This window comes from Prevotella melaninogenica, assembly GCF_018127925.1.
Lineage (GTDB): Bacteria > Bacteroidota > Bacteroidia > Bacteroidales > Bacteroidaceae > Prevotella > Prevotella melaninogenica_C.
Map to the genome: position 1 here is coordinate 821278 of NZ_CP072348.1, position 19695 is coordinate 840972.

The window sequence follows — 19695 nt, forward strand, 5'->3', positions numbered from 1 at the left end:
CCCTCAGCGAATTATATACTAACAAAACACTATTAATATTAGCCCTCGTCCTTTCATTTAAAGTCTTCTACCGCCCTCTATAAGCTAAACATCACTATATCAACTTTTAGGTAAAACTATTTTTCCTGTCATATCTGTCACATCTTATATACTCATAACCCTTTTATCGTCAATAAAATACGGCAAATGTTAAAAGTGACAGCAACGTACATTTAAACTAAATGTGGTGTTATTCACATATAAACATCTCAAAATAACAAGATATTGATATAATGATAAAAAGCAAATAAAAATAATTTCGCTAAGAATGTATTTTCTTGAAGGAATAAAACATTTTATAAGAAAAATTATCTATCTTTGTATCCGAATTCCAGTGTACCTATATAAAAGTGTACACTATAAAGAGTTCTATCTTTTAAAAGAGCGTTTGAAATCATCTTCTGCACGTAATCTGGACAATTACATTCACCGAGGATGGCGGCAATACGCTCATGCTTGGGATTATTGTACCCTTTTCCAAAGGGAATGATATACCTCAATGCGTGGGCTATTGTTTGCTATTCGGTGAAAAGCAGTCCAGAGCTTCGTGTAGAATAACATTCAATAGTTCCCACGCTTTTTCTATTTACTTAATTAATAAACCGCTTACTTTTGGGAATCAAGTTTGCATAAAACAAAAAACTATGAGAAAGTTTTTATTTACGCTCGTTATGAGCTTAGTGTATGTATCTGTCTTTGCACAGAAAGAAGTTCAGTTAAAAGCTGGAACAATTATCCCATTAAGAGCAACTAACACAGTAGCTGCTGCTGATGTAAAAGCTGGAGACAAAGTATTGTTTACAGTAGCTCGCGACATCAACATCGATGGTGTAACTGCTATCCCTTACGGAACCTCTGTTTCAGGTATAATCACATTAGCAAAGAGGTCTTCGTGGTGGGGTACCAAAGGAAGATTAAGCTTTAATGTTACAGAAATGGTTATGCCAAATGGTACTGTTATACCACTACAAAATGGCATGGTGCAGATTCAGGGTAAAAATAGAACTGCCTTGTCTGTCGTTTTATTTGCCCTTGTTGTATGGCCAGCTTGTTTTATTTGCGGATCAAAAGCAGAAATGCAAGCTGGATATGAAATACAAGTAAATGTTGCTGCAAATACAGCATTAAAGGTAGAATAATAAAATAGCATAAAAAAGGGTGTGTCAAAATATAAATTTACAGTTTGACAAGCTTTAGAACTATTAGCAGGATTCTCCGAAAAGAAAAGACTATTTCTTTACTATAAAACGACTATTGAAATGATCTTTTTTGATTGGTTTATTTCAAATTATAATATTACCGAAAGATATTTGTATTTTTACACACCTACTTTTATTTAACCCAAATCGATCATTAGACGATAATATTCATCATTTCTACTTTGCATATTGTTTCTTAACTTCTTTCATTTATTTGTCAATCAAATTAGACAGTCTTAGTCACTAATAAACGACATGAGTTTAAAAGTTACTATCACTACTATCATCCTAACATAAACACTTTATAATATGCATATTACGAGAAATATTAAAAGTGACAGCAACTGAAAACAAAATCTGTTTAGCTTCTAATGACCAATCTGAGTTTTATGTTTCAGCAAGTAAGAACCGTATAAAAGATAAAAAGGCTTGTCTCCCGACAAGCCTATTTATAATACAAAAACATTATGAAATAATTTATTTCGCGAACAAGATTATCATTTAATAATTGGCTTATGTCGCACATTTACAAGTGCGGCACTTGCGTTCACAGTACCGCTCGCACTGTACGCGAATGTCATAACCCAACATTGCACCGAGGATAAAATCCTCTTCTGGTGATAGTTGGTTAAGAGGTTTTGTTATCATCAGCCGAATGGCATCGAGGCATTCTTGTCGACCAAAGAACAAGTTCATACGATCACGACCCACTGGCTGAATGATATATGGGATGTTCTGATGTTCAAGGCGGAGCGTAGCAAATGGCTCATACTTCTTGTTACAAGTATACAAAACCATCTGTCGAACACCCTTCTTGTACTCGTAGATGTGATTCATCAACACCTTCATATCGGCGCTCATCATATCTGCCATCATAGTTATCCCTTTGTGTGAATAGTTATAATGTAAGCACTAAGTTTATAATCTTACAATGAAGGCTTAATAGCTTCCAACCATGCATCAATACGACCTTCTGTTTTGTCGTCTTCGTTTACATCATCCAAAGCAAGACCTACGAACTTACCATCAACAACAGCCTCGCTGTCATCAAAAGTATAGCCATCTGTTGATACACCAGGGAGGATATTTGCACCCTGTGCAGCATCATAAATCTCCTTCATTGCACTACAGAAAGTATCTGAATAGCTCTCGCTATCACCGCAACCGAAGATTGCAACAGTCTTACCAGAGAGGTCAGCACCCTTCAGTACGTTAATACCATCATACCAATCATCCTGCAACTCACCTGCGCCCCATGTTGAAGAGCCAAGGATAAGGTTGTCATTCTCTGCTACAACTTCTGCAGAGAAATCTGACACGTTAATAGCTTCAACGCCGAGCTTCTCAGCGATGGTATTTGCAATGCTTTCGCATGTACCGGTTGATGAACCGTAAACAACAATAGTCTTCTTCATATTTTGTTACTGATTTAATTTCTGATTTTATTAATCTTTACGGTTGCAAAGATACAATGAAAAACTATTACCTGCAATACCTAAAAATGATGGTTTGTGCAAAATACCTACTTTTAGGGAGTACTTTGTTTTACTTTACAAACTTCTTTCCGTTTCTTATATATATACCTTTAGGTAGATTCGCATCAGAAGTTCCTACATAACGACCATCTAAGAGGTAAATACGGTTATCATATTGCTCTGATACCTTCTTTTGACCAATCGTATTAATACCCAAAGCCTTTCTACGTAAAACTTCTCTCAGTCCTGCAGCAACGTCAATCTGCCCATATCCATAAAGATTATTAGGATAACTGAGTGACGTATCATAATGAGAACAAGTCTTAGCGAATATCTCCAGACAATCAGCTGGCGTCAACGTTGGATCAGCTTGTAACCAAAGTGCTATCGCACCCGTCACAACTGGTGCAGACATTGACGTTCCTGCATTAGCATTCCAAGCATAGGTACGACCATTATATTCAAAATGACGCACATCACTTTTTACAGAAGCATTTACATTCTTTGGATTATTGATAAAGAAGGTACTATAAGATGAGATGATATTCTGACCTGGTGCCATTACGTCTGGCTTTATACGCCCATCCAATGTTGGTCCCATAGCTGAGAACGGAGAACGGATGCCCTTCTGTCCACTATCATACACCTTCTTTTCTCCTAAATAATTAACAAACTGTGTACGATAGCTTGTCGATCCAACACATATCACATCTGGCGAACTGGATGGTGAGAAGATTGCATATCTACAATCTCCTGCATCCAACACGGGGTCAAGTGAATGCGGAAACATGTAGCCCGACATACGGTAAAGTTCTATATCAGCATCCCTACCCATAACTTGAAGTGAAACTTGCGGACTATCTCCAAGCTTCGATGGACTACTAATTTGAAAATCATAAGCCGTCTCACGTGCATCATAACTATTCGGATATGCCAACACACGCCATATATATTTCTTTCCGCCTACTAATAAGGAATCGGTAAGTAGTGAGTCTTGAGCATTACAAACATTAACCGTTGAAATATCAACGATTTGCGGGGAAGCTACGTTATCATATACACTTACTCGAAAAGCAAACGTCTGCTTAGACTTTGCCGTACAACTAAAGCGTTTCTCATTACCCATGATAAAAGCTCCAGCTCGCTCTCTTCCTATATTCTTATGTATATACGAATTTCTTGCTCCATCGTTACCAGCAGAAGAAACAATGATTCGTCCTGGTCCTATTAGTTTAGCAAGTAGCTCATAATATAATTGGTCATAGCCATGAAAATCCTGCGAACTACCCTCACTAAAATTGATGACACAAGGTTGATGCATACGTTCCGCATAATCGAATATATACTTAAAACCAAGTGCATCCGTGGCATAGGTAAACTTATAATAATCTTTTGGATCTATCAAAGAAGCATTATCAGCAGCATTATCAACCAATACCAAGTCGGCATCACAAGCCATACCACGATAAGGGGAAACGACTCCATTCCCTTCTGCTCCACTACCGGCAGCAATGCCTGCTGTATGTGTTCCGTGTGTTTGTGTCTCACCATCAATGGGATGTTCCAGTTTTAACAAGGCATCACGACCTACATAATCGCGACCTACATATAATGTTGAACCGATAGTATCACGCGACAACTGATCCCATAATGCTTTGATACGATACTGGCTCATATCAGCTGAATAAAAATTAGGATGCGTCAAATCAAAACCAATATCTTGTACACCAACAACGACACCATGTCCAGTATAGCTCTGAGATAGTCCTTCACCCGTATAAACTTTTTCAGCATTAACAACTAATCGAGTAGTATCCATTTGTATGCTGCATCGTCTTCCTGTCTCTATTCGCTTCACCTGTCTGCCACACGACAATGCCCCGAGGTTACTAAGAGGGATGGCTGCTATACTAATATTCCCCACACGTGCCAACTCCTTACAGCCATACTGACTTAGAACTTCTGCTGCATTACCATCAATACGTACAAAAGCAGTCAACAATCTATCATCACTCTGACTACGAGTAAGCTGCTTCGTTGCCAATGCCGATGCCATTGCTTCGCGAACAAATGGCGACATCTTCTCATAGCGAGGACGCTGAGCAATAATACCAAGAGAGGTAAATATAAAGAGTAGAAAAACTATTAAACGGTTCATTTCTTTATGGGCTAATTACAAATAATGTATTATAAGTAATGTATTCTGCCACAAAGGAACAAAAAAAAACTGACATATGCAAGATGTGTTAGACCTCAGTACCATATGTACGAAGCATCAACATGGCTCTTCTACAAACAACTTATTCCCATGTCATTGATTTTTGTAAACTATTTTTGTGTAGTTCAAAACCAATACATGCTCTTTTGGCTTCTTAAAGATGCTTAATTGACTTGCAAAAGACGCCCTTTAAGCCCCTTACTAACGCCCTTTTGAAGTCCTATTAGGCACCTTTAAATTTACCACTTTATAACTAATTGATTTACTTATGGTTACAAACCTGTTTCGTATATCTGTTTTTTACCGTTAGTTATAGATATTTTCCTTGAACATATGTAATGATTTTTCAAAGTCTTATCTATAGATTTTCGAAGTTTAAAAAGAAATGATTTTCAATGTCAGAGGATGATAATAGGATAGATAAACGACTGTTTTAGCCCTATTTTTGTTTAGTGAGTAACCTTGGTTGTTTCGTTAAAGCAATACGAAAAGCATCCACATATTTAACGGAAGAACTAAAAAAAGGCTACAAGTCATTACCTGACTCATAGCCTTCTATTTACCTATATGAAACCTTCTCTTATGAGAATATGTTGATTTCTTACTTGTTCAAACCGCGGTTGTTCAATGTAACATTGAGAATCTTTACATACTCACGATACTGGCGATCATTCAAAACATAACGCATATAAGAAAGATCCTTCTTAATAGCACTCTGCATCTTAGCCTCACGCTCAGCATTGTCAGCAACAGAAGCATTCATCATCTCAGTTGCGAAAGTGCGATTAATATCCTCTACAACATCTACCTGATCATAATTGAGATTCAGCGCACGACTCAAAGCGTATGTGCTTACATTAAATTTATATGCATTTGCGTTTGTAGCTGTGTTGTTGTTATCGTTCTCGTTTGCAGCAAAAGCCATAGTCATACTCATTACCGCTACCACTGTCAATACAATCTTCTTCATATTCATTATCCTTTCTAAATTATTAAAGCCTCATCATAAGGCTTATTATTATCTTTTATTTTGTAATTAATTTCTTTATTTCGAGTGCAAAGTTACAAGATTATTTACACACAATATAACTATTCATTACATATCATTAAACTTTGCTTATATTTTTGACACACATCAATACATTTGATTTATATCAGTAACAAATTCATCGATTTAACCCATTCTTTCCTAACATACCATATATAATGACACCTCAAAAAGGAAAAACCAGTAATTAATCAGATTATATTCCGTTTTAAATCCTTACCTTTGCACATATAATAATTAGAAATAAAGACAAATGGAGAATAAGAAACATCGACTCATGGTAGTCAGTTACGAATTATACTGTATAGAAAACGGTAAAGAGTACATCATCGAAAAGTCAGACGATATGCAACCTATGCAGCTCTATACAGGCTGCGACATGGCTTTACCTGCTTTTGAACAGGAGGTTGTTAAGTTTGATAAAGACACAGACTTTAAGTTTTCGTTGACAAAGGAACAGGCTTATGGCGAGCGTGATGACAAGAGTGTTTTGGCACTCAACAAGGCTACTTTCTCGCCTAACGGAGTATTTGATACAGAGAATATTTACAAAGATGCTGTCGTACCTTTGCAGAACGAAGAGGGTCAACGCTTCTTAGGTAAGGTTTTAGACATATCAGACGATAAGGTTACCATTGACCTCAACCACCCTCTCGCTGGCAAGGACTTAATATTCCATGGTCATGTCTTCGAGAATCGCGAGGCAAGCGAAGAGGAAGTAAAAGACTTCTTCGAGCAGATGAAACAGCACCACTGCAGTGGTGGATGTGGCGGAGGCTGCGGTAGCGATTGTGGTAATAGCTGTGGTTGCAAAGACCACGAGGAAGGAGAAGGCGGCTGCTGCGGCTGTCATTAAGACAAACTCTTCCTCTCCTATATTATAAGAATAAGGTATATTGAGTATGCAATAACTGCTCAAGCCCATTCTCCTCGAGAACCATTCATAGAGACTTTGTTATGAATACATTCGGACAACTCTTCACACTAACAACCTTCGGTGAAAGCCATGGAGCAGCCGTAGGTGGTGTAGTCGATGGGATGCCAGCTGGTATCACCATCGATATAGACTTCATCCAGCGTGAACTGGCACGTCGCCGACCGGGACAAAGCCATATCACAACGGATAGAAAAGAGGCAGATCAGATAGAACTACTGAGCGGTGTGTTCGAGGGGAAGTCAACTGGTGCTCCCATTGGCTTCCTTGTCCGAAATACGAATCAACATTCAAAGGACTATGAAAACATTCGTAATCTCTTTCGTCCATCGCATGCTGATTATACTTATTTTAGCAAATATGGCATCCGCGACTATCGTGGCGGAGGTCGGTCATCAGCTCGTATTACCCTTTCGCGTGTCGTAGCAGGTGCCTTAGCAAAACTTGTATTGCGTCAGCAGGGTATCAGTATCACAGCTTATACAGAGCAGGTGGGTGATATTCAACTTGAAAGAGATTACCACAGATATGATTTAAATCTCATTGAATCTAACCTTGTTCGCTGCCCAGCCCCACAGAAGGCAAGAGAGATGGAAGAACTCATTGCACAGGTGAAGCGTGAAGGCGACACCATCGGTGGTGTTATTTCATGTGTCATCAAAGGTTGTCCTGTGGGTTTAGGTGAACCCGAATTTGGAAAACTTCATGCGCAATTAGGTGCTGCCATGCTTAGCATCAATGCTGTAAAGGGTTTTGAATATGGAGAAGGCTTCGCTGGATCATCATGGAGAGGTAGCCAACAAAACGACACCTTCTTACCTACTGGCGACAATCCGCAGCACCCAATATGCAATATAGAAACCAACCATAGTGGTGGTATACAAGGTGGCATCAGTAATGGTGAGGATATTTACTTCCGTGTTGCATTCAAACCTGTCGCAACCTTGCTTATAGAACAGCAGACTGTAAACATTGAAGGGGAAGCAACAACAATGGATGTTCATGGTCGACATGACCCTTGTGTCTTACCACGTGCAGTACCCATTGTCGAAGCTATGGCGGCAATGACAATACTTGATGCTTTGCTGATAAGCAAAACTAATAGACTTTAGACATATCGATTCGTTTATACTTGCTATCAATCGCAACTCATAAAACAAAATTAGAAGGGGTTAAATCCATTCTTCTCAAGCTAACAATAGCAGAGAAAAAGTATGGACTTAACTCCTTCTAATTTCTATATACTCTTTTCCTTCTAATGAAGTTAAGTTTAGTACTCTTTTATTTCAGGCTTTCCACAAAAGCACTTAATGCAGCCCCTCCATCTAAAGAAGGTGAATAAGACTCAAGAACGTTGAGCTTTACACCCTCGAAAAATGCCTTTATGTCTTTTGCGGTATTCAACACACAGATGTCGCCAGCCAATCCACAGATATCTATCTGATCTATTTTCAACGCCTTAATCAACCGAGCGAGAATATCTGCTGACGCATTATTTTGCATGATAGAATACTCGTCCTTATCAATGCTATCACCCTTATATAATAAGGTAAAGCCACCCTTTGACTCGTTAAGAGCAACCAATAACGACTCCCAGATTGCTGCACCAACCGAATGTTGCACACAATGACGAGACCATTGTCCGCCCTCGTCAGCAAAAGAGCAGTGATGATAAGGATGCCAATCGGACGTGGCAATCTTCACAATATACTCATCACCATGTTCCTTCACATACGTAGCAAGTGCATCCATCGCCTCCTCAGCACCTCCCACAGGGAGTGTACCAGTAATGAAGTCTACCTGTGGGTCGACTATTAACAATAGCTTTTTCATATTTTATTGTCCCTTTAAACAATAAGACTAAATAGTTTCATTATCTATATTACAAAGCTAACAGAATATAAACAGTTGCTTTATAATATCAACGTTAATACGCTACAGATATTTTCTGAACACGCCAAAATTAATATAAAAATAGTGATACATAAGCCATATACCACTATTTTTATTTTAAGTTTTTATACTTGTGCGTTGTCTGGCTCAATCTCTTGAGCATCTACTTCTACCACTCCACGCTTAACGTGACCATCGTAAGTAACAAAATAAATACCCGTACCCGGTGTCCATTCCATACAGAAGAGTTCTCCTGGACCATTAAAACCATTCTTCTTGATAACGCGTAATGCCCATGCCTGTGAACGACCACTCTGCTTAAGACCACTCGAAACGAACTCACCATTGTTAACAAGTAAGAATGAATCAGCTGTCTTGCCTGTTGGAAGGACTGTCACCGCACCATTTGCTTCAAACAAAACATCCTCAACTTCAAACATAGAGAAGATTCCCTTTTGTCTTAATAGCAAACGGAACTGCTCCATTTCAAGGCTATTACGCTTAAAATTCTTAAAGTTAATAACGCCATTCTTCACAAGGAAAACGCTCTCTCCTTTGATAATATGACGTAGACGAGCAGAACGCATAGCAAAGCGCACGAGCATATTAAAGCCTGTCCATACTGCCAAAGCAAAGAGAATATGCCATATAGACATATCAGGATTATACAAGACACCACCGACCAAGGCACCAATCACAAAGGCACTCACGGTATCAAGTGGCGTAAGCTGTGCCATTTGGGCTTTTCCTGTAATACGCAAGAATGCCAAAATACCTATCATACCCGTAACAAGTTTCAAGGTAATGCCTATATAAGGCTGAATAAACTCAATCATTTCTTGTTGCTTTAAGACGTTATTATAAATTCATTTTTTATTCTTTTTGATGCTACAAAAATACGTCTTTTATACTTAACTCACAAATAACATGACTAAAAATACACTACGAAACGATTAATTCTATTTACGGAAAGAACAAAAACAAGCCTTATATAGCTATAAAGCTACTTGTAGAATTAAAAAAGAAAGCAACTCCTTTGCCAGTTCAGAAATAATATTTAACTTCGCACTGAATAAACTGGTAGAGTGATTAATAGATACCTAAATAAGAGGATTCTTCCCCTTTACCATAAAATAAAGATAAGAATGGAATACTATATCAAGATTAATGAAGAAAAGAGAGGTCCTTATAGCCTCAACGAATTAGCCGAACGTAAGTTGGATGAAACGTCATTGGTTATGCCAACAGATGGTGTAGAATGGGTTCCTGCCAACCAGATAGAAGAACTCCGCACACTCTTTGAGAGCAAAGAATCTATCAATAAGACAGAGAAAACAGAAGAGATACCTTTTGTTGAGGCAAGACCTATCATACCAACAGCACAACAAGAAGCCGTTCAGCAATCACAACCAGCACCTAAGAAGAAGAGTCACGCTGGTTGTCTTATCGGTATTTTGCTCACACTTATCATCTTGGTTGCAGTCATGGTTGTTACTTGTCCAAAGACAGAACAACACAAGGAGGTCCTCTCTACCGTTATCACCACGACTGTGAACGATGCTGTAAATGACAACGATAATCTTACAGGCAACACCTTCATCGATAATGCTTTCAAAACAGTCAGCAATGCCTTTGCTGGTAAGGTGATTGAAACAGCTGTTGATAACCTCGTCACTGTCGATAACTATGTTGTATGTTCATTAGGTAAGGTACACTATGATGGCAAAGATCATATCGTATCTTTAGGTGTCTTCGGGCATATCTTTACTGTAGATGAAGATGACCTTCGGGAAGCTGCAGAGCTGTATTACAAGAAGGAAGAAATCAACATGAAGGAACAACTTAAGAAGAAAGCACAGAAGATGTTGCAGGAAAATATTATTGCCCCTGCAGCCTCAGCTATCGAAGGACTATTAGGAAGTGCTATGGACGGTCTTCTTGATGAAATCGGTTTAGATAATCAACCCTCAAAATCAAGTAAGAAAAAGACTTTGGAAGCTGACTCTATCTAAGTAAAGATTGGACTCTCAGATAACAAGAGAACTGACTTATAGATGGATAATAACGCAAAAGATAGTTGTTAAAAAACAATATTTCTACATAAAAGGAAAGGTTTTACATATTATCTTTTGCATGTAAACAATATTTTATATACATTTGCACAATTAATTTAAATAGAATACAAGTATGAAGAAATTATTTTTTTTAGGATTAATAACGTTGTTTTTTGTATCTTGTGCCTCTTCTTTTAATAATGAAAAGATTGACACTCTGAAAGAACAGCGGAAGGTGCTCAAGATGACTACAGAGTTAAACAAACTGCAGTTAGATTACGAAAAAGAGAAGGCAAACAATGTCGAACTCAACAAGAAAGCTGCTGACATCAATGTTGAAGCAAATATAGCAACAACAGAATTCAGCACAACCAACGCATCAAGCACTGTTAAGGATGCAAAGACCACTATCAAGCGTCTGAAGGAAGCTAAGTCTATCAACAAGAAGTTGGCTAAGAGTCAGAAGACTTTAAGCAAGATGGAAAGAAAGATTGCTAAGCTTCAGGCAAAGATTGATGACTGTAACAAACGCATCAAGTTTGTTAATAATAACAATTAATATCGTCAAAAATATTATCGAGAATAAAGGACGCACACTTTGTGCGTCCTCTCTTATATATATCAGTTATCTTGACAGCTATACTTCTCTACTTTATAACTAATACTTATTACGAAAAACCATCATTTTATTCTCTTTAAAAACTATTATATAATGAAAAAGAAAATACTTCTATCGCTATTAGTACTCTTGGCTCATCTCCCAATATACTCACAAATGCTCTTTTCTGAGAATCTTACAATGGACATAGATAGTACAAAGACGATACAAGGAACTCTTTTACCTGTACTGGATTTTAAGACAGAAAAGGAAAATATTCTCACACTCAAGAATACCGCTAATCTCAACCTCTTAATAAAGCACAAGCGTGTTATCAACTTAATAAACAAGTTGGAGTTTTCCACTTACGGCAAGAAAGTAACGGTAAGTGGTGGATTTGTACACGTTGAATATCGTTATCTACTCAGCCATGCTTTTGAGGTTTACCCTTATGCTGAGTCACAATGGGCAGAAAGTCGTGGAATGGAATACAAGATTTCAACAGGATTACTATCACGCTATAGGATTATAAACAAAGAAAAGTATCTTATGTTTGCATCAGCGGGTATGTTCTATGAATTTGAGAAATGGGAAGATCCAACTCCTAATGCAGCCCCATCACATGTTTATAGTCGTAGCATAAAAAGTCACCTATCAGTAAGTTTCAAACAGCATTTAGGCGAACACTGGGAACTAACAACCACAGCTATTCATCAGGCGAAGCCAGATAGTTACTTTAAGGAAGCACGATTCGGTGGTGCAGCAGACCTAAGGTATAACATTACACCAAAGATTGGAATTAATGGTGCTTATCGTGTTATCTACGACACAGCACCAATTGTACCAATTAGAAAGACTTATACAAGCGTAGAGGCGGGGCTTAGTGTATCCTTCTAAGTAGTACAACTGTAATAAATTAGTAATAAGGCAATACTTTTTTGCATCTTTTTTTGCTATAAAATATGGTTCTTCCGTTAAATATGCGGACGCTTTTCGTATTGCTTTAATGGAAGAAACGAAGTTACTCACTAAACAAAATATGGCTAAAACTGTCATCTATCTATCCTATTATCATCCTTTGACATTAAAAAACTTTTTGTTTTAAGACTTTGAAAACAACAGACAAGGATTTGAAAAATCATTACATAAATCCAAATAAGTCATCCATAAATAACGGTAAAAACACATATAAAAGTCAGGCTTGTAACCATAAGGAAATCAATTAGTTATAAAGCAGCAAAATAGAAGGTGCTTAATTGGACTTCAAAAGGGCGTTAATAAGGGTCTTAAAGGGCACCTATTGCAAGTCAATTAAGCGTCTTTTAGAAGCCAAAAGAGCATATATTGGCTCTGAACAGCATGAAAACCTTTTACAAAAGATATGTATATTTTAATATTGAAGACGCAGAACAAGTGGAAGATGGTCGCTAAATCCATTATTAAAACGCATACCATTATAATTACGGCGGGGCTTTACTCCGCCGTATTTTGTATCTTCTTCTAATAGAAACGGTGCATCATTGATACGGCAATCTGTTACCCACGAACGCAGGTTTACACTTACGAGTATCTGGTCCAGACTTCCCCATTCTCCATGATAACGATAAGTTCCTTTCGCCCCATTACGTCCGTGCACTCCCGCAGATATATTAATCAATCCATATTCATACGCAAGTTGTAGCGAAGGACTATCTGCATAATCATTAAAGTCGCCCATCACTAACAGTTTCGGGTCTGTATACGCACTACGAAGAGAGTCTATAGCACTACACAATCGCTCCATTACGTGCATTCTAAAAGGACGAGAATAAAGTTCACCACCCATTCGACTTGGTGCATGAAGGAGGAAAACGTGTAGCGTATCACCGCTTTCTATTTCACCTTCTACATGTAGAATATCTCGAGTTGGGCGCATTTCCTTCATGGGTATGACTCGTATCGTATCGGCTTTTATCAATCGGAAGGAAAAAGGAGAATACAATAACGCCACATCTATACCACGTGCATCATTCGAAGCTGTCATCACATATTCATAACGAGCCTTACGCAACAAAGATCGACGAGTAAGGTCAAAGAGTACACTATCGTTCTCTACCTCGCATAAACCTACAATATCTGGCAGTATCCAACCACTACTGTCTTCGCCACAAGCAATGATTGTCTGCCCTATTCTATTCAGTTTTTGCCAATACTTCGTACGTGTCCAATGGCGAGGAGAGTCAGGTAAGAACTCATGATCATTCTTCAAAGTATCGTGTCGAGTATCAAACAAATTCTCGGTATTGAGTTCGACAATCGTCAAACGACTTTGAGCTACTGATAAAAAAGAACTCAACAAGAAGAAAAAAGTTAACAATATACGCATAAGTTTCAGGTTTATAGATAAGTAAGTTATTATTTCTTTATTTCAATGTCACTTGCCACATGATTACGTATTTTAGTCTGATACGCCTTCATGTCAGCAGTATCCTTTTCATCAATATCTACATAAAACCATAATAACCTCCTTCTCACTATTCATCTACACTCACTACACAGCACCCTACTTATTCACAACCTCCAACTGCTGACGTACACTCTCCTCATGTATTAGCTCAAAGACCTGGGCTGCAAAGTTGGCATCCATACCGCAAAGACTTGCTTGCGCGCCACGCTTCTCGAGGATTTCGCTATATCTACCAGCTTGAAGAATGGTCATATTATGCTCTTTTTTAAAGGCTCCTATCTCACGACAAATGCGGAAACGCTTGGCAAGAAGTCCCATTAAGGAGTTGTCAATTTCGTCTATTTGCGCACGAAGAAATCTTAATCCTTCAGTTGTAGAGGCATGATCACGCACTACCAAAAGGGACAGAATATAATCAAGAATATCAGGAGTTACCTGCTGTTCTGCATCGCTCCACGCCTTCTCTGGAGTACAATGACTCTCTACTATCAAACCATCAAAGCCTAAGTCCATAGCTTGCTGACATAGTGGTGCTATCAAATCGCGACGACCACCAATATGACTTGGGTCACAGATTATAGGAAGTCCTGGTATTCTTCTACGCAACTCTATAGGAATCTGCCACATAGGGGTATTTCGATAAATTTTCTTTTCATAGCTTGAGAAACCTCGATGAATAACTCCTAAACGTTTCAAGCCGGCTTGATTAAGTCTTTGAAGTGCACCAATCCACAGTTCAAGATCAGGATTGACAGGGTTCTTTACCAATACAGGGATATCTATTCCTTGCAAAGCATCAGCCAAAGCCTGCATAGCAAAGGGGTTAGCAGATGTTCTTGCACCTACCCAAAGAATATCCATACCATATTTCAGAGCCACTTCAACATGCTCAGGTGTCGCCACCTCGGTTGAAATCATCATACCAGTCTCTTCCTTTACACGCTGCATCCATGGTAAAGCCATCTCTCCATTACCCTCAAAACCACCCGGTTTCGTACGTGGTTTCCATACACCAGCACGGAAGATATGGCACCCCTTGGCTGCAAGATTACGTGCCGTAGACATCACCTGTTCTTCTGTTTCTGCCGAACAAGGCCCTGCAATCACTAACGGACGTTCTTTATCGCTCGGAAGTCGCAAAGGCTCTAACTCTAATTCCATAATCATATATCTTTTATTCCTTATTTACTTAATTGTTCCCCAAAGGTAATACAAATCATGCATAAAACCTTATTTTACCATTCTAAAGATGCAATTCGGTCGCGTGCTTTCATCATTAGCTCGGCTTTTAGACGTAGGGATATACGCATATGACGACGACCATACGTCTCTCTACAACATACTTCAAGGCACTAAACGCTCATCATATCTTGTGCTTACCCTCAACACCATTGGTGCTTACCAACAACACGATATGTGCGGGGCATTAACACCATAATAGAATATAGCAAAAAAGAATCAAAAAGAATATGAATTAAAGACTGAAAAACGCTAACAACTAACTTATAAGATGAATTCTATCACTAAAATACGTTATACTCTTCTATTAAAATAAAGAAATTCTGAGTAACATATCATCTTTTTTACTATCTTTGCATAAGATAGACTGCACTCGGCAATATAAAAGTAAACTTTCATTGCACTCGCTGGTACTATCTTTGCATAAGATAGACTGCACTCGGCAATACAAAAGTAAACTTTCATTGCACTCGCTGGTACTATCTTTGCATAAACATATAAAGAAACCTATGAAGCAGTTATATGCAATACTGACAGTAGCAATGCTTAGCGTTGTTCTCTGTTCACACGCACAAGAGCAGGTACAAATCCGACTTGTGAACGGAAACGGTATGGAGGCAGTTATCAGTAACTATGGTGCTCGCCTTGTCTCGCTTACTGCCCACAACTGGAATGGTAGGTTGGAGCCTGTCGTAAAGGGATATACCAATAAGGAGGAGTATCTGAAAGATAGAACCTTAGGTGCTACGCTCATCTACTTTGGCAAGAATAGTGAGGAGACACTATCAGGCAAGATGTGGGAACTTGTTAGTTCTGACAACCAATCGGTTACGCTGCGATATGTGACTTCACAAGGAGAGAATGGATTAGATGGAAAGTTAAACGCCACAGTTACTTACACCCTATCTGACCAAAACGCCCTTGATGTAGACTATCGTATTGCAACAACAGCTGAAACAAAGTTGGAAGTAACAAATGGTATTTGTTTCAACTTATCAGGAGAGATGCACCGCTCTATCCTCAAACAACACCTTTGGGTTGATGCTGTTCAGATAAACACCTACAACGCTCAAAGACAGTTGACAGGTGTACTTCAACGTATAAAGAACACACCATTCGACTTTACAAAACCAAGAGAAATTGGTGAGCGTATCAAGAGTACGAGTAAAGGATATGACATCGCCTATCAGTTGCGACACCCCGATAACATGCAGAAGGCGGCAGCAATTCTCTTTGATGCACAAAGTGGACGTGCTATGACGGTCTATTCAAGTGAACCAACACTCAATATTAACACATATGGTAAGGAGAGTTGCGGTATCTCATTACAGCCAATTCATGCTGGATATAATAGTGGTATGGAGAAAGTAAGTAACGAATTGCATCCTGGTCAGGTCTTCCATGGGGCTACAGTATTCTTCTTCACAACTGATCCTCCACTAATTATGCGCACCAAGTAAAAGGATAAGTATTAAGAACTTCTGAACTACTCGTGCGATAATATCCCCAGTTTGAAAAAGCACTAATTATCTTTAAAATCCTTGGCAGTTGACTGTCAAATATTTATATTTGCAAGCAAATGAGGAAATATAGTTTCATAATAGCGGCTATTCTCTGTATACCATTGTATGCACAGAATACAAAAGGAGACCACAATGGAAGTACTTCCACTGTGGAACCTATAGAATCAGCACGTCTACAAGGCCCACGCGAAGCCACAGAGGCTGAGAAGGAGTATGCCAGACGATTGGCTGAAGACCGTGCACAACAGGCACAGATAGATAACAACCTACCACTCATTACAGAGAACGGACAAACAGTTACACCAAATGATTTCTATTATCCGGCTTGGGGGTATGGTGTTGGAGCATGGAGATTACATAAAGGATTGAACATCAACCTTGGTGCATCGGCTTTTGCAAGCTTTGGACACGGAGACAATCATGGTGCAGGTTTCTCACAAGATGTATCATTGATGTATGTAACAAACCTCTCGAAGAAGGCTACTTTGGCTGTGGGTGGATATGTAAACCATCTTACCTATCGTGGTGATAACTACTTCGTGGGTGGTGTCAATGCTGTCTTCGGATATCAGTTCAATGAACATTGGAGTGCATACGCCTTCGTGCAGAAAGCTTTCACATCTAACAACTTCGGAGATGCCTTTGGCTACGGAGGTTACGGTTCACCTTATTGGGCTGGCTATGGTGGCTTTGGCTATTCACCTTTCGGCTATGGTTATGCTTCAATGGGATACGGATATGGACCAATGGCTTGGGCTTACGGTACCGGGGTTAGTCGCTACATGGATAGAATTGGTGGTGGTGTGACCTATCAATGGGGCTCAAACAATCAGAATTCAATTTCTGTTAGCGTAGAGTTTGACCGCCTCCCTTCTCAACGTAATGGTTTCTATAATACCAATCGATACGATTATCCTGTAAGATGAACAGTCAACAGGTTTACATAAGGAAATAGAGTTTACAATTACTACAGCACATTGCTGAACAAGTAATTAGTAAACTCTATTTTTTATAATACTAAATTCATATTATTTCATCCACCGTAAGCGAAGACTGTTAAGTACAACACTAACACTGGAGAATGCCATCAGCGCACTTGCCAATGATGGAGTAATCTGCCAATCAATGCCAAAAGCATAAAGCAAACCTGCTGCTAATGGGATACAAACAATGTTATAGATGAAAGCCCAGAAGAGATTCTCCCAAATCATACGTACTGTATTGCGACTCAACTGTATTGCTTCTGGGATTGCAGACAAGTCATCTCCCATGAGTGTCACCTGTGCTACATCCATAGCTACGTCCGTTCCCTTACCAATAGCAATACTTACATCTGCCAAAGCCAAGGCTTGTGTATCGTTAATACCGTCACCTACCATTGCTACTCGCTTCCCTTCGGCTTGCAGCTGTCTAACAAGATTCTCCTTATCTTGTGGTAACACCTTACTATGATAGTGTTTTATACCAGCCTTTTCAGCCCAATAACGAGCCGCCTCGTCCTTATCTCCACTCATCATATAGACCTCAATCCCCTTCTTCTGTAGCTCATCCATAGCCTCACGAGCATTAGGTTTTAATGTTTCACGCTCTTCAAAAGGAAGGTTATCAGCCTTTGTAAAATCGATGTTCTTATTCGGAATGGTCAATGTACCTGTCTTATCGGTCACCAACACATCTACCTTGCGCAGACTCTCTAAGGCTGCAGCATCCTTAATGAGTATTTGTTTCTGAGCAGCTTTGCCAATACCAACCATCAGAGCTGTCGGTGTTGCCAATCCCATTGCACATGGACAAGCAATGACTAAGACGGCAACAGCTGACATAATAGCCTGTGGTAAAGCACTATTCCCTCCTATCAACCACCACAAAAGGAAGGTAGCAAGAGCAATACAAGCTACTACTGGGACGAATACTAAGGCTGCCTTATCCACAATTCGTTGTACAGGTGCTTTTGAACCTTGTGCTTCTTGCACCATTCGAATAATATGTGCTAAGGCTGTATCTTCACCAACTTGACAAGCACGCATACGAAACTTACCCTGACTCGGTATCGTTCCTGCCAACACCTTTGCGCCTTTTTTCTTCTCCGCAGGCGTAGGTTCGCCCGTTATCATACTTTCATCGACGTAGGCTGCATCAGCTGTCATAAAGCTTTCTGCCCATATCACATCACCATCCACAGGTACCTTCTCACCGGGACGAACCTCCAAAACATCCCCAACCTCAATGGTTGAGATTGGAACCTCCTCTATCTTGTCGCCATCAACGATATGTGCTGTCTTCGGAGCCATACCCATCATCTGACGAATAGAGGATGCTGTACCGTCTTTGGCTTTCTCTTCCAACAGCCTACCAGTCAACACGAAGGTGATAATCATTACTGAAGCATCAAAGTAGGTGTGCCATACAACTCCCCTACTCATCCATACGGCGTCTCCCCAAAACGTATTAAACGTACTGAACAGAAAGGCGATTCCCGTAGATAAAGCCACCAATGTATCCATGTTTGCACTGCCATGAAGCAACTGTCTAAACGATGATACATAGAACTGGCGACCGCAATAAAGCATGTTTGCCAAGGCTATCAATAATGCAACCTGATTAGCAATATCACGAGAACCTAAGTCTATCCATCGCATAGACACACACATCACAGCTATTGAAAACAACCATGACAACACCGTCTTACGCTTTAAGAGTACATACTCACGCTTCTCTATCTCGTCTACCGACGTTTCCTTATCAATCACTAAATCATATCCGAGCGCATTAATTTCAGCCTTCATCTTCTCAAGTGAGATTACCTGAGGATTGAAATCAATCAAGGCTGAACGACCAGGTAGCGAAACAGAAGCAGAATTAACACCCTTGAGTGTATTCAACTTCTTCTCTATATTGGCTGAACAGGAGGAACAAGCCATACCTATAACTGGAATTGTCTGTTTCATAATGATACTATTTTTATCTTCCCCTTACCAGCGAAGGGAAAGGATTCTACAAATGAAAAGAGCATAAAAATATGCTCTTTA

The 19695-nt window shown here is 39.3% G+C and carries 17 protein-coding genes; 8 read left to right on the plus strand and 9 right to left on the minus strand.

Annotated features, from left to right (window positions below; genetic code table 11):
• Nucleotides 1–683: 683 nt before the first annotated feature.
• On the plus strand, nucleotides 684–1178 hold the full coding sequence (locus J4861_RS08915; RefSeq protein ID WP_004360180.1) for a hypothetical protein: 495 nt from the start codon (nucleotides 684–686) through the stop codon (nucleotides 1176–1178).
• 573 nt (nucleotides 1179–1751) lie between these two features.
• Here J4861_RS08915 and J4861_RS08920 read toward each other — a convergent pair.
• The 4 genes from J4861_RS08920 to J4861_RS08935 all read right to left on the minus strand — a co-directional run bounded on the left by J4861_RS08920 (nucleotide 1752) and on the right by J4861_RS08935 (nucleotide 5907).
• Nucleotides 1752–2111: a DUF2023 family protein gene (locus J4861_RS08920; protein ID WP_196801662.1), complete on the minus strand. Its 360-nt coding sequence runs from the start codon at nucleotides 2109–2111 to the stop codon at nucleotides 1752–1754.
• Between the two features lie 53 nt (nucleotides 2112–2164).
• Complete coding sequence (gene fldA / locus J4861_RS08925) at nucleotides 2165–2653, minus strand: flavodoxin FldA (RefSeq protein WP_211817671.1); 489 nt, start codon at nucleotides 2651–2653, stop codon at nucleotides 2165–2167.
• A 130-nt stretch (nucleotides 2654–2783) separates the two neighbouring features.
• Nucleotides 2784–4871, minus strand: coding sequence for a S8 family serine peptidase (locus tag J4861_RS08930; protein WP_211817672.1), 2088 nt, complete (start codon nucleotides 4869–4871; stop codon nucleotides 2784–2786).
• 661 nt (nucleotides 4872–5532) lie between these two features.
• Complete coding sequence (locus tag J4861_RS08935; RefSeq protein ID WP_021672734.1) at nucleotides 5533–5907, minus strand: hypothetical protein; 375 nt, start codon at nucleotides 5905–5907, stop codon at nucleotides 5533–5535.
• Nucleotides 5908–6232: 325 nt separating this feature from the next.
• Here J4861_RS08935 and J4861_RS08940 point away from each other — a divergent pair, with 325 nt between their 5' ends.
• Both J4861_RS08940 and aroC read left to right on the plus strand, forming a co-directional pair.
• The gene (locus tag J4861_RS08940) at nucleotides 6233–6835 is read left to right on the plus strand and encodes an FKBP-type peptidyl-prolyl cis-trans isomerase (protein ID WP_211817673.1); all 603 of its coding nucleotides are present in this window, start codon (nucleotides 6233–6235) and stop codon (nucleotides 6833–6835) included.
• Between the two features lie 101 nt (nucleotides 6836–6936).
• On the plus strand, nucleotides 6937–8025 hold the full coding sequence (gene aroC / locus J4861_RS08945) for a chorismate synthase (protein ID WP_211817674.1): 1089 nt from the start codon (nucleotides 6937–6939) through the stop codon (nucleotides 8023–8025).
• 169 nt (nucleotides 8026–8194) lie between these two features.
• Here aroC and J4861_RS08950 read toward each other — a convergent pair whose 3' ends face one another.
• Nucleotides 8195–8746: an isochorismatase family protein gene (locus J4861_RS08950; protein ID WP_211817675.1), complete on the minus strand. Its 552-nt coding sequence runs from the start codon at nucleotides 8744–8746 to the stop codon at nucleotides 8195–8197.
• 185 nt (nucleotides 8747–8931) lie between these two features.
• A complete protein-coding gene (locus J4861_RS08955) occupies nucleotides 8932–9642 on the minus strand; it encodes a DUF421 domain-containing protein (RefSeq protein WP_211817676.1) in 711 nt (236 codons plus the stop codon).
• Between the two features lie 309 nt (nucleotides 9643–9951).
• Here J4861_RS08955 and J4861_RS08960 point away from each other — a divergent pair, with 309 nt between their 5' ends.
• From J4861_RS08960 to J4861_RS08970, 3 genes are all read left to right on the plus strand, one after another.
• Nucleotides 9952–10818, plus strand: coding sequence for a GYF domain-containing protein (locus J4861_RS08960; protein ID WP_211817677.1), 867 nt, complete (start codon nucleotides 9952–9954; stop codon nucleotides 10816–10818).
• Nucleotides 10819–10993: 175 nt separating this feature from the next.
• Entirely contained in the window at nucleotides 10994–11419 is a 426-nt protein-coding gene (locus J4861_RS08965) for a hypothetical protein (RefSeq protein ID WP_211817678.1), read from the plus strand.
• 153 nt (nucleotides 11420–11572) lie between these two features.
• A complete protein-coding gene (locus J4861_RS08970) occupies nucleotides 11573–12355 on the plus strand; it encodes a DUF481 domain-containing protein (protein ID WP_211817679.1) in 783 nt (260 codons plus the stop codon).
• Between the two features lie 493 nt (nucleotides 12356–12848).
• Here the strand turns inward: J4861_RS08970 and J4861_RS08975 are convergent, their stop codons facing one another.
• On the minus strand, nucleotides 12849–13823 hold the full coding sequence (locus tag J4861_RS08975) for an endonuclease/exonuclease/phosphatase family protein (protein WP_211817680.1): 975 nt from the start codon (nucleotides 13821–13823) through the stop codon (nucleotides 12849–12851).
• Nucleotides 13824–14000: 177 nt separating this feature from the next.
• Nucleotides 14001–15065, minus strand: coding sequence for a bifunctional 3-deoxy-7-phosphoheptulonate synthase/chorismate mutase type II (locus tag J4861_RS08980; protein ID WP_211817681.1), 1065 nt, complete (start codon nucleotides 15063–15065; stop codon nucleotides 14001–14003).
• 587 nt (nucleotides 15066–15652) lie between these two features.
• On the opposite strand from J4861_RS08980, the gene J4861_RS08985 reads away from it, so the two are divergent.
• Entirely contained in the window at nucleotides 15653–16603 is a 951-nt protein-coding gene (locus tag J4861_RS08985) for an aldose epimerase family protein (protein WP_211817682.1), read from the plus strand.
• A 119-nt stretch (nucleotides 16604–16722) separates the two neighbouring features.
• Entirely contained in the window at nucleotides 16723–17592 is an 870-nt protein-coding gene (locus J4861_RS08990; protein WP_211817683.1) for a hypothetical protein, read from the plus strand.
• Between the two features lie 102 nt (nucleotides 17593–17694).
• Here J4861_RS08990 and J4861_RS08995 read toward each other — a convergent pair whose 3' ends face one another.
• On the minus strand, nucleotides 17695–19614 hold the full coding sequence (locus J4861_RS08995) for a heavy metal translocating P-type ATPase (RefSeq protein WP_211817684.1): 1920 nt from the start codon (nucleotides 19612–19614) through the stop codon (nucleotides 17695–17697).
• Nucleotides 19615–19695: the final 81 nt, after the last annotated feature.